This is a genomic window from Neorhizobium sp. T7_12, assembly GCF_002968535.1.
GTDB lineage: Bacteria > Pseudomonadota > Alphaproteobacteria > Rhizobiales > Rhizobiaceae > Neorhizobium > Neorhizobium tomejilense.
The window spans coordinates 733,122-746,323 of sequence record NZ_PVBK01000001.1; the positions used below are offsets into that span (position 1 = coordinate 733,122).

The window sequence follows — 13,202 nt, forward strand, 5'->3', positions numbered from 1 at the left end:
TCGCCTCCCAGCTTCACGATGATTTCGACAGGTGTTTCCGATGAACCTTCAGCCGCTCCTCGATGCCCCGCTTGCCGTTCAGGTCCATGTCGCAGCCGTCCTGCCGGCCACCGTGCTCGGTGCCTACATCCTGATGAACGCTAAGGGCACGCCGATACACCGACTGCTCGGCAAGATCTGGATGGCGCTGATGGTTATCACCTCGCTCTCCAGCTTCTTTATCCACGAGATCAACCTCGTCTATGGTTTCAGCCCGATCCATCTCCTGTCGGTCTTCGTGCTCGTCGCGGTGTGGCGGGCAATCAGCGCTGCCCGCGCCCATAATATCCGGGCACACAAGGCCGCCGTCATCGGCATGTATTTTGGCGGCATCGGGATCGCCGGCCTGTTCACGCTGATCCCGGGGCGGATCATGAACGCGGTGGTTTTCTCCGGCGGCCCGAGCTGGATATTGCTTCTGACGCTTGCCGGCATCGCTGGAGCGCTTGTTCTTCAGCAGAGGCTGGCGTCGCGGCGAACTTAAGAACCGGTATCAAGAATTTCCTCGAAGCGTACCGTTCGGCGCTTTGCTGTCATGGACAGGCCCGGCTTGCGGGACTAGATGTGCGTCCAAGACACTTGCAGCAACGGCCATCCGCGATGACGACCGCTTGCGCGGAGGAAATTCCATGGCCGATGCAACATCCAAACCCGTTTCCGCAACTGCCGCCGAAGTGACGGTGCTGCCAATCATCCTGGCGGTCAGCTTCTGCCATATGCTGAACGACATCATGCAGTCGATGATCGCGGCGATCTATCCGATGCTGAAAACCGACTATGCCCTCGATTTCTGGCAGATCGGCATCCTGACGCTCGCATTCCAGTGCACGGCCTCGCTGCTGCAGCCGGTGATCGGCATCATCACCGACAAGAAACCTTTTCCCTATTCGCTGCCGGTCGGCATGGGCTCGACCTTCATCGGTCTCTTCATGCTGGCGGCCGCCCAGTCCTATGTTATGCTGGTCGTCGCGGCATCGCTGATCGGCATCGGATCGGCGGTCTTTCATCCGGAATCGTCGCGGGTCGCGCGGCTGGCGTCCGGTGGCCGCTACGGCTTTGCGCAGTCGGTCTTCCAGGTGGGCGGCAATTTCGGCCAGTCGATCGGGCCGCTGCTCGCCGCCTTCATCATCGTGCCGAACGGGCAGGGGAGCGTCGCCTGGTTCTCGGGCATCGCGCTGCTCGGCATCGTCATCCTGTCGTGGGTGGCGCGCTGGTACAAGGCGCATATGCTTGCCAATAAGGGCCGCAAGCGCGTGCTGAATGCCCACAACCTCTCCAGGCGCACGGTCACCGTCGCCCTCATCGTGCTGGCGCTCCTGACCTTTTCCAAGAATGCCTACATGGCGTCGATCGGCAGCTATTATACGTTCTTTGTCATCGAGCGTTTCCAGGTGACGGTGCAGCAGTCGCAGATCATGCTTTTCATCTTCCTCGGCGCCGTGGCGCTCGGGACCGTCATCGGCGGACCGATCGGCGACCGGTTCGGCTCGAAGGTGGTGATCTGGTTCTCGATCCTCGGCGTGCTGCCGTTCACGCTTGCCATGCCGTTTGCCAACCTGCCGGTAACGATCGCGCTTTCGGGCATTATCGGCTTCATCATGGCATCGTCCTTCCCGGCGATCGTGGTCATGGCGCAGGAACTGGTGCCGGGCCGGGTCGGCATGATCGCCGGCATCTTCTTCGGGATCGCCTTCGGCATCGGGGGCATCGCCGCGGCGGTACTCGGCGTCTTTGCCGACCGGTACGGCATCGGCTTCGTCTACAATGTCTGCGCCTTCCTGCCGGCGCTCGGGTTGCTGACGGTTTTCCTGCCGGGCAAGAAGGCTCTGCGGGTCGCCTGAGCACGAATCTTCGGATATGTGATGCTGGACGGATCGCTTTTGCGGCCGCCAGCGTTATATCGCCCGGCAGGCGTGATGTCGCCGAAGAGGAGTGAGCGAAAATGGAATGGAAAGGCCGTCGGCAATCGGACAACGTCGAGGACCAGCGTGGCGCTTCCATGGGCGGCAGTCCGCTCGGTCGCGGCGGCTTGCGCATCCCGATCGGTGGCGGTGGCCGCCGCGGGGGCGGGCTCGGCATCGGCGGGATCATCGTCATCCTGATCATCTGCTGGATCACCGGCATCAATCCGCTTTCGCTGCTGTCGGGCGAACTGGGGATGGACGGGTCGGGATTCGAGCAGCAGCAGACGACCGGCGACCGCACGCCGGCCACCGACGAGACGACGGCGTTCGTGCGCACGGTGCTTGCCGAGACGGAAGATACCTGGAACGGCATTTTCCAAGCCAACGGCCAGCAATATAAGGAGCCGGTGCTGGTCCTGTTTTCCGGCCAGGTGAACTCCGCCTGCGGATTTGCGTCTTCCGCGACCGGGCCGTTCTATTGCCCCGGCGACCACAAGCTTTACCTGGACACCAACTTCTTCAAGGAACTCGAACAGCGCTTCGACGCGGCAGGCGATTTTGCCGAGGCCTATGTGATCGCCCACGAGGTGGGCCACCACGTGCAGAACCTGCTCGGCATCCTGCCGAAGTTCAACCAGGCCCGCCAGCGGATGAGCGAAACGGACGCTAACCGCATGTCGGTGCGCGTCGAACTGCAGGCTGACTGCTTCGCCGGCGTCTGGGGCAAGTTCACCCAGCAGAAGGGTATCCTCGACACCGGCGATCTCGAAGAGGCCCTCAACGCCGCCCAGCAGATCGGCGACGATACGCTGCAGAAGCGCAGCCAGGGTTATGTCGTGCCGGAAAGCTTCAACCACGGCACTTCGGCGCAGCGCGCGCGCTGGTTCAAGCGCGGGTTCGATACGGGCGACATGAAGGCCTGCGATACGTTCTCGGGGAATGTCTGAGGTCAGTCAGATTGCTGCGGGGACCCGTGACAATCCCCTCACTTGCGATTTCTAACACTTAGCTTTCAGCTAAGATGTTGAAATCGCTTTCTCTCCCGCAAGGGGAGAAATAAAGGTGCCGCGCCGCCGCGGGCTAACCTCTCCCTTGGCGGGAGAGGTTACAAAATCAGCATCTTGGCTTCAGCTAAGCGCTAGATTTTGTTGGTGAGGGGGGAGCTCGGCTCACAATCACTTATACATCCCCTCGCGCAGGTTGATCCCGTATTCCACATAGGCCTTCAGGGCACACAGCATCTGCGACCAGCCCTGGCAGTTGCCGTAGGACGCAGAAAGTCCGCCGGGCGTTTCGCGCCAACCTTCCTCGGCGATGGTCACCAGCGTGCGGCCATCTTCCAGCGATTCGAAGGTCATGGTGATGGTCGTTTTGTAGGTGTTTTTAGCCTCTGGAGGAACCGGATGGGTTGTGGGGGCGTCGTCATTGGCATCCCAGCGCAAGACGATCTTTTTGTTCTTCTCCACCTCGACGACCTCCACCGGGAAGGCGCCGGGAAAATCGGCGAAATCCCACGTGACGATGGTGCCGGTCTCAAGCCGGCCCTTGGCACCGCCTGTCGTAAAATAACCCGACAGATGCTTCGGATCGGCGACGGCCTCGAACACTTCCTCGACCGGTTTTGAAATCCGGCCGGATACCTTGAATTTCAGTTCCATGATCTTTCTCCCTTGTTTCTCCCTCTATCATGTTATAAAAACATAACATGTCAAGCGGTGAAAAAAACGACCTTATTTTCAAGGCCCTAGCGGCTCCGGTTCGCAGGGAGATTCTGGACGAGCTGAAGGATCGGCCGCAGACGACGGGCGATCTCTGCGCCCGGTTTCCAAGGCTCGACCGCTGCACGGTGATGCAGCATCTGAAGGTTCTGGAAGCGGCCGAGCTCGTGCTGGTGAAGCGTGAGGGCAGGGAGCGGTGGAACCACCTCAATCCGCTGCCGATCAAGGCGATCCACGATCGCTGGATCGGCGCCTATGCGGCACGTGCGGTCGACATGCTCGACCGGATGAAGCGGGATCTGGAAGACTAGCGGATCAGCAGCGCGGTGCCGTAAAGCCCGATGGCGAAAACGGTATGGGCGGCGAAATTGAGGAGGCGCACTTTGTTCGGCTTCGGTGTTTTCGACGCGGCCCAGCCGAGGCCGAGGCCCGGCTGCATCAGGAACCATCCGGCGCCGATGGTGACGATGCCGAAGATCCAGGCGGGAATGAATGTCGGGGCGGCGAACCAGGTTGGACCCATGATCAGGGCGAGGATCACTCCGTAGAGAAGACCGACGGCATAATGGCCGGCCCAGCCGAGCGCCAACTCATGTTCGTAGGGTTCGGCCGCCGCGATGCTGTCGTGAAAGACTTTTCCCCGCCCCAGGTGCCAGAACCAGCGACCGGCCGGCGCCCAGTTGGCCTTGGGCTGGCCGAAAACCTTGTTGAGGACGATCGCCCAGAGATCCATCAGCATGGTTGCGCCAAGGCCGATGAGGATGCCGCGCCAGAAAAGTTCGATCATGAGAGAGGTCTGCCGGAGAGAGGAAGGTCACCTTCAATCTCTATGGGCTCCGGTTTGAGCTGTCGAGACCTTCAGGCTTTCCGGACGGGAAACATCCTGTCGGCGGGTGCGGCTCGACACCGAGATTGCCGAACCGGCTGAACGATGCGCGATGGTTGTGCCTTTCATCAAAAACTTTGAAATGTTCACGTATTGTTTCGATTTTCTTTTGCCGTTATGTAAGCACCCGGCGAGTTGATCGTCTTTCCAGAAAACACCATTGCTTGAGAGACATTTTTAATGCTCGACCCCAAATTTGTGCGCCGCGGCCTTTTCCTCGTCTTCATGATCCTTTTCCTCGATGTCATCGGAATCGCGATCATCATGCCCGTGCTGCCGGCCTTCCTGCGCGAGCTGACCGGCGACGACCTGAGTGCCGCGGCGGTCGACGGTGGCTGGCTGCTGCTCATCTATTCCGCCATGCAGTTCCTGTTTGCGCCGTTGCTTGGCAACCTCAGCGACCGTTTCGGCCGGCGGCCGATCCTGCTCGCTTCGGTCCTCACCTTCGCGCTCGACAACCTGATCTGCGCGGCAGCCACCAGTTTCTGGATGCTGTTCGTCGGCCGTGTCCTCGCCGGCATTTCCGGCGGCAGTTTCGCCACCTGCTCGGCCTACATTGCCGACATCAGCAACGACGAGAACCGCGCCAAGAATTTTGGCCTGATCGGCATCGCCTTCGGCGTCGGTTTCACAGTCGGGCCGGTGATCGGCGGGCTGCTCGGCGAGCTCGGACCGCGCGTGCCGTTCCTCGGCGCCGGGCTGCTGTCGCTCGCCAACTTCGTGGCCTCATGGTTCCTGCTGCCGGAGACGCTCGACAAGGCGAACCGCCGCAAGTTCGAGCTGAAACGCGCCAATCCGCTGGGCGCCCTGCGCCAGATGCGCCACTACCCGGGCATCGGCTGGGTCATGCTGGTGATGTTCCTCTACTGGCTGGCGCACGCGGTCTATCCGTCGGTCTGGTCCTTCGTGTCGGCCTATCGCTACGGCTGGGGCGAGGGGCAGATCGGCCTGTCGCTCGGGCTGTTCGGCATCTGCGCCGCCTTTGTCATGGGGTTCATTTTGCCGAAGCTGGTGCCGGTGCTCGGGGAATGGAGGACCGCGGTGCTCGGGCTTTGTTTCTCCTGCCTCGGCCTCACCGGTTATGCTTTCGCGTGGCAGGGGTGGGTTGTTTACGCCGTCATCCTCGTCACGACGATCGAGAACGTCGCCGATCCGGCGCTCCGCAGCATTGCCTCGGCCAAGGTGCCGCCGTCGGCGCAAGGGGAGCTGCAGGGCGCGATGACAAGCCTCACCAGCCTGACGACGATCGTCGGCCCGGCGATCTTCACGCTGCTGTTCAGCGCGTTTACCGGAGAGAATGCAACAATGGAGTTCGCAGGGGCGCCATACATGATGGCGGCGATTTTCATGGCTTGTGCCATTTTGGTGTTTTTGACCCGGATTTCACGAAAGACGGTCGCGGGTCCGCTCGAAGCCGAGCTTACGCATCAGATTTCTTGAAGAGACGTCCAAAAATTCTGCTTAATCGCCTGTAAGTGTTGCCGCACGGATGATGCTCCTCTATAGGCTGCATCATCCGCCGCTCGCCAGTTTCTGGAAGCGGCTTTTTTCGTCTGCGGAGGAGTGTCATGTCGAGCCTTTCCACCACCATGGCTGTGACGACGACGGACAATTCCTGGTCCGCGCATATGCGCGCGACCCTGGCGCTCGGCGTGCCGCTGGTCGGGGCGCAGCTGGCGCAGATGGCGATCAACACTACCGACGTCATCCTGGTCGGCTGGCTCGGGACAACCGAACTCGCCTCCGTGGTGCTCGCCACCCAGATGTTCTTCCTGGTCTTCATCTTCGGCACCGGCTTTACCAGCGCCGTGGTGCCGATGGTGGCTCAGGCGCTCGGGCATGGGGATACCCGTTCGGTGCGCCGTACGGTGCGCATGGGGCTGTGGATCGCGCTCGCCTTCGGCGCGCTGACGGCGCCGCTCCTGTGGTTTTCGGCACCCATCCTTCTCGCGCTCGGGCAGCAGCCGGACGTCGCGGCGAATGCGCAAAGCTACCTGCGCATCGCCCAGTGGGGTATTTTCCCGGCACTGGGGCTGATGGCGCTTCGAAGCTTCGTCACCGGGCTCGAGAAGGGCGGCATCGTTCTCTACGTCACGATCGTGATGTTCTTCATCAATGCCGGCGTTGCCTACCTGCTGATCTTCGGCCATTTCGGCGCGCCGAACATGGGGCTGCACGGGGCTGCGATCGCTTCGGTCGCTGCCAACCTGTTCGGGTTCGTCGCCGCCCTGCTTTATGTGGAAAGCCAGCCGAAGATGCGCGCCTACGAGATCTTCGTGCGCTTCTGGCGGCCGGACTGGAGCATGGTGCGCGAGATCGTCGTGCTCGGCCTGCCGATCAGCTTCACCATTCTAGCGGAGACCAGCCTGTTTTCGGCCGCTTCCCTGCTGATGGGCATCCTCGGCAAGCTGGAGCTCGCAGCCCATGGCATCGCGCTGCAGCTGGCGGCGATCGCCTTCATGATCCCACTCGGCCTGTCGCAGGTGGCGACGGTGCGCGTCGGGCTCGCCAACGGCCGCGGCGATCTTCTGGGTGTGAAGCGGGCCGCCATCGCCGTGCTGGTGGTCAGCGTGCTCTTCACGACGATAGGCAGCGTGCTTTATGCGACGATCCCGCGTTTCTTCGGCAATCTCTTCCTGGATATACGCAAGGAGGATGCCGCGACCGTGCTGGAACTGGCGGTGCCGCTGATCGTGATCGCCGGGGCTTTCCAACTGGTCGACGGGCTGCAGGTGGTCGGTGCCAGCCTGTTGCGCGGGCTCAAGGATACGCGGGTGCCGATGGTGCTGGCGTTGATCGCCTATTGGCCGATCGGTTTCTCCTGCGCCTGGGTATTCGCATTCCCGCTCGGTTTTCGCGGCGAGGGCGTCTGGTTCGGCTTCGTCACCGGGCTTGCGGCCGCCGCGGTTCTGCTTTGCGGCCGCTTCTGGCTGCTGGTGAGACGCCAGGCCAGGACGCCCCACTGAAAGGGCCAGCGGGCCGTCTTTGTTGGTCAGGCCGGTTCGAGCTCTTGTAAAACCGCCCTGTGGTAGAAGCCGACATTGGTCTCTACGCCGAGGCGTCGGCTCAACGCCTGCCTATCGATGCCTGCCTCCTCATCCGATTTTGCGACTGCGGCAATGACCGGCTGAAGGGCGTGCTCGCCTTCGAACTGGAGGATGGTGATGACGTTGAACAGTCCGGCAATGGAAGCCTGTTCCAGGATTAGGTCGTCGACGAATCCCGGCTGGGCGCGGATAATCTCATGCGTCCTGTGAACCAACGCCATGAATTCTTCGCGCCCCTCGACCGGGACCGCAAACCTGTTGACGCGAAAGATGCGTCGATTCTGTATTTCACTCATAAGAAAAATCCCTGCTCGATCTTGAACAGGGGCGTTTATGGGACCTCAACCAAAGTTGAGGTCAATAGGGTCGCTGGATTTTTTCAAAGCGCCGAAATCAGCGTTCCGCGAGGGCAGGTTCGCCCTTCTTCTCGCGCACCATGTTGATGAAGCGACGGAAGAGGTAGTGGCTGTCCTGCGGGCCGGGCGAGGCTTCCGGGTGGTGCTGGACCGAAAAGACCTGCTTGCCGGTGACGCGCAGGCCGCAATTGCTGCCGTCGAAGAGCGAAATATGAGTCTCCTCAACGCCTTGCGGCAGAGACTTCGAATCGACCGCGAAGCCGTGGTTCATCGAGACGATCTCCACCTTGCCGGTCGTGTGATCCTTGACCGGATGGTTGGCGCCGTGATGGCCCTGGTGCATCTTCTCGGTCTTGGCGCCGAGCGCCAGGCCGAGCATTTGGTGGCCGAGGCAGATACCGAAGGTCGGGATATCCGTCTTGATGACGTCTCTGATGACCGGCACGGCATATTCGCCGGTCGCGGCCGGGTCGCCCGGGCCGTTCGACAGGAAGATGCCATCCGGCTTCAGCGCCATGATGTCTTCCGTCGAGGTCTGGGCGGGGACTACCGTCACCTTGCAGTCGAGGCCGGCAAAAAGGCGCAGGATGTTGCGCTTCACGCCGTAATCGACGCAGACGATATGGTATTTCGCGTCTTCCGGCTGCAGTTCGCCGTAACCTTCGTTCCAGACCCAGGGTTTCTGGCTCCACGGCGAGGACTGGCCGGATGTCGCCTCCTTGGCGAGGTCGAGGCCTTCGAGGCCGCTCCAGGCCCGGGCTTCGGCCTTCAGGGCCTCGATGTCGAAGACGCCGTTCGGATCATGGGCGATGACGGCGTTCGGTGCACCGTTCTGGCGGATCCAGGCGGTCAGCGCGCGGGTGTCGATGCCGGACAGGCCGATGATGCCGCGGGCCTTCAGCCAACCGTCGAGATCCTTGCCGGCGCGATAGTTGGAGGGCTCGGTGATGTCGGCCTTGAATATCGTGCCGACCGCGCCGCGCCTTGCTGCCGGCGTCAGGTCCTCGACGTCTTCTTCGTTGGTGCCGATGTTGCCGATATGCGGGAAGGTGAAGGTGACGATCTGGCCGAGATAGGAGGGGTCGGTCAGGATTTCCTGATAGCCGGTCAGCGCGGTGTTGAACACCACTTCGGCCGGCACCTTGCCGGTCGCGCCGATGCCGGTTCCTTCGATCACGGTGCCGTCGGCCAGAACGAGCAATGCGGTAGGTTTCTTGATTGTCCAGGGGGCGGTCGCGGTCATATCCATCCTTCTGCCTCACCGGTCCCGTCCCTTGAAGAGACAGGCTGCGAGGGCCATCTATGGTCGTGAGAGACGGGCGCGCGGAAATCCCGGCGCAAGCCCAAACCTCTAAATCTCGTGCAGGTGCCGGAAAATAGACAAAGCGGACGAGGTGGTCAATCTCGTCGCTCAAGAATTCCACGAGGATTATAGCCTATGGGATTCAACAGTTTGGGTGATTTGATTTGATCGACCCGGACCTGTCGTCTATGACAACGGTGTGAATGCCAAGGAAAAGCCACAATTCACCATGCCTGCGGCCGGCTTTTTCCCAAGGAGAAAAAACGATGATGCGCGACAAGCTTTCCGATGCGCTCAAGGAATCCATGAAGGCCAAGGACACCCGCCGGCTTTCGACCGTGCGGCTGATCCAGACCGCGATCAAGGATCGCGACATCGCCAATCGCGGTCTCGGCAAGGATCCGGTCAGCGATGACGATATCCTGCAGATCCTGCAGAAGATGGTGAAGCAACGCGAGGAATCGGCAAAGATCTACCAGGATGCCGGACGCGCCGAACTTGCGACGCAGGAGCGCGAGGAAATCGACGTCATCAAGGGGTTCATGCCGGAGCAGCTTTCCGAAGAGAAAGTCCGCGAATTCTGTCAGGCCGCGATCAGCGAAACCAGCGCTCAGGGCCTGCGCGACATGGGCAAGGTCATGGGCGTGCTGAAGGAAAAGCACCCGGGCCAGATGGACTTCGCCAAGGCTTCTGGCCTGGTGAAGGATCTTCTGAAGTAAGCGGTACTTCCAAGACCGGCAAACGAAAGGCGGGAATCCGATCATCGGCTTCCCGCCTTTTTGCTCTTCCGGATCTCGCTTGCCGAGTTGCGGATTTGCCACCGGCGAGACGGTATGAGGCGTCGCGACACGCCCTATACCGGAGATCAATGGAAATTCCTCCGTTGCCGGCACTTCCCACTTCAGAAAGAGCCAAATCCCCAGGTGCCTGTCTGGCAAAATTACAAAAATATAGTCTTGCCGGCTCACGATCCGTCAAAAATTTGACCGAGTGGCGCCGGCGAGCCGGTTGCCCCGTTCGATCCCTGTGAATAGCGGGAAGCATTTCCCTTGGCGGTGGCGTTCCTGAAGGTCTGCGCTTATATGGAAGCTGGCCGTAAGAGGTAGAAATGCGCTTTTCCAACAGTTTTCTCGACGAGATCCGCGACCGCGTGCCGATATCGGCCGTCGTCGGCCGTCGGGTGACGTGGGACCGCAAGAAGACCAATGTGTCGCGCGGCGACTATTGGGCCTGCTGCCCCTTCCATGGCGAGAAGAGCCCGAGCTTCCATTGCGAGGACCGCAAGGGCCGATACCACTGCTTTGGCTGTGGTGTCACGGGCGACCATTTCCGCTTCCTGACCGAGCTCGAAGGGCAGAGTTTTCCGGAAGCCGTGCAGACGGTCGCCGACATGGCCGGCATCGCCATGCCGCAGCCGGACCCTCAGGCCGAGAAGCGCGAGAAGGAACGCACGACGCTACTCGACGTCATGGAACTGGCGACCCAGTTTTTCCAGGACCAGCTCCAGAGCGCCGTCGGGGCCAAGGCGCGCGCCTACCTTCGCGACCGCGGGCTGACGGGCCGCACGATCGAGACCTTCCGTCTCGGTTACGCACCGGAAAGCCGCAATGCGCTGAAGGAACATCTCGCCGGCAAAGGGGTGCCCAAGGACCAGATCGAGGCCTGCGGGCTGGTGGTGCACGGGGAGGGGATCGCGGTCTCCTACGACCGCTTTCGCGACCGCATCATGTTTCCGATCCTGTCGTCGCGGGAAAAGGTGATCGCGTTCGGCGGCCGTGCAATGGCGCCGGACGCACCGGCGAAATACCTGAACTCCAACGAGACCGAGCTCTTCCACAAGGGGCAGGTGCTCTACAATTTTTCGCGTGCCAGGCGGACTCAGGGTGTCGGCAAGCCGGGGCAGGGCGAGGGCACGATCATCGCCGTCGAAGGCTACATGGATGTCATCGCGCTGCATCAGGCGGGCGTCGAGAATGCCGTGGCGCCGCTCGGCACTGCGCTCACCGAAAACCAGCTCGAGCTTCTCTGGCGGATGACCCCGCAGCCCGTGCTCTGCTTCGACGGCGACGGCGCGGGCCTCAGGGCCGCAAGCCGTGCCGCCGATCTAGCGCTTCCGTTCCTGAAGCCGGGAAGATCGGTGCGTTTCGCCCTGCTTCCCGACGGCAAGGATCCGGACGATCTCGTCCGCCATGAGGGCCGCGCGCCGTTCGACAAGGTGCTCAACGAAGCAAAGCCGCTGGTGGAGATGATCTGGCAGCGCGAGGCGTCGTCGGCAAGTTTCGATACGCCGGAAAAACGCGCCGAACTGGAGGCGCGGCTGAAGCAGATTGTTTCCGTCATCGCCGACGAAAACGTGCGCCGCCACTATCAGCAGGCCATCCGCGACCGGCTGAACAGCTTCTTCGCGCCGGCGCCGCGCGGCGGGGGCGACCGGCGCCAGAATTTTCAGCGCGGTTCGGGCAGTGTCAGGCCAGGCCAGGGCGGCCCACCGCAGGGACCGCGTGCCGCAGGACGGGCCGCCGGCGTTTCGGACCGGCTCGCGCGCTCCGGCCTCGTGCGCGGTTACCGCGACCTGCCGGCGCTTCGCGAAAGCGTGCTGGCGCTCACCATCGTCAACCATCCCCAGCTTCTGCTGGAGGAATATGACGAGATCGCCGCGATCGATTTCGAGAACCGCGACCTGCAGCGTTTCTGGTCGGCGATGCTGCCGGCAGCCGCGACAGCGGGCGCCAGCCTCTCGCGCGAATACCTGATGCAGAGGCTTGCCGGCGAGGGGTTCGACGTGATGCTGAAGTCCCTGGACCAGCAGGTGCGCAACGCACGGCTCTGGACTGCGACCGAGATCGCGGCGCTGGAAGATGCGCGTGAAGGCTATCGGCAGGCGCTGTCGCTGCATAAGCGCACCAAGGCGCTCAGGCTCCAGAAGATTGAACTGGAACGGGAAATCGCCGAAACGACCGAAGCGGGCGATGCGGGTGAGATCGAGCCGCTGCTGCGGGCGCTCTCCGAAGTCCAGCTCGAAATTCTCCGGATGGAAAACCAGGAAGCGATCATCGACGGGTTCGGGGTGCTTTCCGGTCGGGTGAAGGGGGCCGCCGTCAGCCACGGCTGAGGGACATGCGGCGCGGAAGTCCCGCCCCTTGCCGAACGATGGCGTGGCCCTATTGTATCGGCGTTGAGTCGGCTAAGTGGGGAGCTTGATGCAGATTTCGGGAAGTTGTCATTGCGGCAAGATAGCCTTCGAGGCGGAGGGCGAGTTCGGCACTGCGATGGAATGCAACTGTTCCTTCTGCCGGCGAAAGGGCGTGTTGCTGGCTTTCGTCCCACGCAGCCAGTTCCGGCTCGCGACCCCGCGGGAGAACCTTTCCTCCTATCAGTTCAACAAGCACGTGATCACGCACTACTTCTGCGCCAGTTGCGGTGTCGCGCCGTTCAGCGAGGCGACGATGCCGAATGGCGCGGAGATGGCGGCGATCAATCTGAGATGCGTGCCGGAAATCGACATTGCTACATTGACGGTAACCCAGTATGACGGCGCTTCCCGCTAGGGAATATGCCGGACCAAAAGCATAAGCCTTTATGTCTAGGCAAACCCTTGTCTTTCAGGGCCTACCGCCTACATATCGGTTAAATCTGGTGAGCGTACCCCTATTAGACCCCCTCAAAGGGCATATTTTCGACTTTTCCTGGGTATGACCTATGGAAAAGCTTGACGGAACGTTAATTTGTGGGAATCACCATTTCAGGCAAAATAGGCGGAGTGGGTCAATAGCACCGAACATGACCGGTGATCCTCTAGTAGGACGGTCCTGAGTCAAAAACGGCCGCCGAATGGTAATCGGGAATTAAAGGTCATTCCGTTACGTGTTGGACAGTGATTCGCGACTAAGGCGGTCAACCCCGTCTTCAGCCGGTGGCCACGAAGCGCGGCGAAAGTAGCGTTCAGGGA

The 13,202-nt window shown here is 61.5% G+C and carries 13 protein-coding genes; 9 read left to right on the plus strand and 4 right to left on the minus strand.

Annotated elements, in window-relative coordinates:
- Positions 1-40: 40 nt before the first annotated feature.
- The 3 genes from C5J26_RS03715 to C5J26_RS03725 all read left to right on the plus strand — a co-directional run bounded on the left by C5J26_RS03715 (position 41) and on the right by C5J26_RS03725 (position 2,890).
- Positions 41-523, plus strand: a complete 483-nt coding sequence (locus tag C5J26_RS03715) for a DUF2306 domain-containing protein (RefSeq protein ID WP_105400546.1) — start codon at positions 41-43, stop codon at positions 521-523.
- Between the two features lie 145 nt (positions 524-668).
- Entirely contained in the window at positions 669-1,880 is a 1,212-nt protein-coding gene (locus C5J26_RS03720; protein ID WP_105400547.1) for an MFS transporter, read from the plus strand.
- A 101-nt stretch (positions 1,881-1,981) separates the two neighbouring features.
- Positions 1,982-2,890 (plus strand): neutral zinc metallopeptidase, encoded by a 909-nt coding sequence (locus tag C5J26_RS03725; protein ID WP_105400548.1) that lies wholly within the window; start codon positions 1,982-1,984, stop codon positions 2,888-2,890.
- A gap of 228 nt (positions 2,891-3,118) precedes the next feature.
- On the opposite strand, the gene C5J26_RS03730 is transcribed toward C5J26_RS03725, so the two are convergent.
- On the minus strand, positions 3,119-3,601 hold the full coding sequence (locus tag C5J26_RS03730) for an SRPBCC family protein (RefSeq protein ID WP_105400549.1): 483 nt from the start codon (positions 3,599-3,601) through the stop codon (positions 3,119-3,121).
- Positions 3,602-3,648: 47 nt separating this feature from the next.
- On the opposite strand from C5J26_RS03730, the gene C5J26_RS03735 reads away from it, so the two are divergent.
- Positions 3,649-3,972, plus strand: coding sequence for a helix-turn-helix transcriptional regulator (locus C5J26_RS03735; protein ID WP_046668741.1), 324 nt, complete (start codon positions 3,649-3,651; stop codon positions 3,970-3,972).
- Here C5J26_RS03735 and C5J26_RS03740 read toward each other — a convergent pair.
- Positions 3,969-4,448 (minus strand): DUF2938 domain-containing protein, encoded by a 480-nt coding sequence (locus tag C5J26_RS03740; protein WP_105400550.1) that lies wholly within the window; start codon positions 4,446-4,448, stop codon positions 3,969-3,971. The two genes, C5J26_RS03735 and C5J26_RS03740, sit on opposite strands and share 4 nt — an antisense overlap.
- 279 nt (positions 4,449-4,727) lie before the next feature.
- Here C5J26_RS03740 and C5J26_RS03745 point away from each other — a divergent pair, with 279 nt between their 5' ends.
- On the plus strand, positions 4,728-5,987 hold the full coding sequence (locus tag C5J26_RS03745) for a TCR/Tet family MFS transporter (protein ID WP_105400551.1): 1,260 nt from the start codon (positions 4,728-4,730) through the stop codon (positions 5,985-5,987).
- A gap of 128 nt (positions 5,988-6,115) precedes the next feature.
- Complete coding sequence (locus C5J26_RS03750) at positions 6,116-7,513, plus strand: MATE family efflux transporter (protein WP_105400552.1); 1,398 nt, start codon at positions 6,116-6,118, stop codon at positions 7,511-7,513.
- 26 nt (positions 7,514-7,539) lie between these two features.
- Here C5J26_RS03750 and C5J26_RS03755 read toward each other — a convergent pair whose 3' ends face one another.
- Complete coding sequence (locus C5J26_RS03755; RefSeq protein WP_105400553.1) at positions 7,540-7,890, minus strand: antibiotic biosynthesis monooxygenase; 351 nt, start codon at positions 7,888-7,890, stop codon at positions 7,540-7,542.
- Positions 7,891-7,987: 97 nt separating this feature from the next.
- Entirely contained in the window at positions 7,988-9,193 is a 1,206-nt protein-coding gene (gene carA, locus C5J26_RS03760) for a glutamine-hydrolyzing carbamoyl-phosphate synthase small subunit (RefSeq protein WP_105400938.1), read from the minus strand.
- A 326-nt stretch (positions 9,194-9,519) separates the two neighbouring features.
- Between carA and C5J26_RS03765 the strand changes: the two genes are divergently transcribed.
- The 3 genes from C5J26_RS03765 (at position 9,520) to C5J26_RS03775 (ending at position 12,801) form a co-directional block, all read left to right on the plus strand.
- Positions 9,520-9,972 carry a GatB/YqeY domain-containing protein gene (locus C5J26_RS03765; protein WP_105400554.1) on the plus strand — a complete coding sequence of 151 codons (453 nt, stop codon included), beginning with the start codon at positions 9,520-9,522 and terminating at the stop codon, positions 9,970-9,972.
- Positions 9,973-10,361: 389 nt separating this feature from the next.
- A complete protein-coding gene (dnaG, locus tag C5J26_RS03770; protein WP_105400555.1) occupies positions 10,362-12,365 on the plus strand; it encodes a DNA primase in 2,004 nt (667 codons plus the stop codon).
- A gap of 88 nt (positions 12,366-12,453) precedes the next feature.
- Positions 12,454-12,801 (plus strand): GFA family protein, encoded by a 348-nt coding sequence (locus C5J26_RS03775; RefSeq protein ID WP_105400556.1) that lies wholly within the window; start codon positions 12,454-12,456, stop codon positions 12,799-12,801.
- The last annotated feature ends 401 nt before the right edge of the window (positions 12,802-13,202 follow it).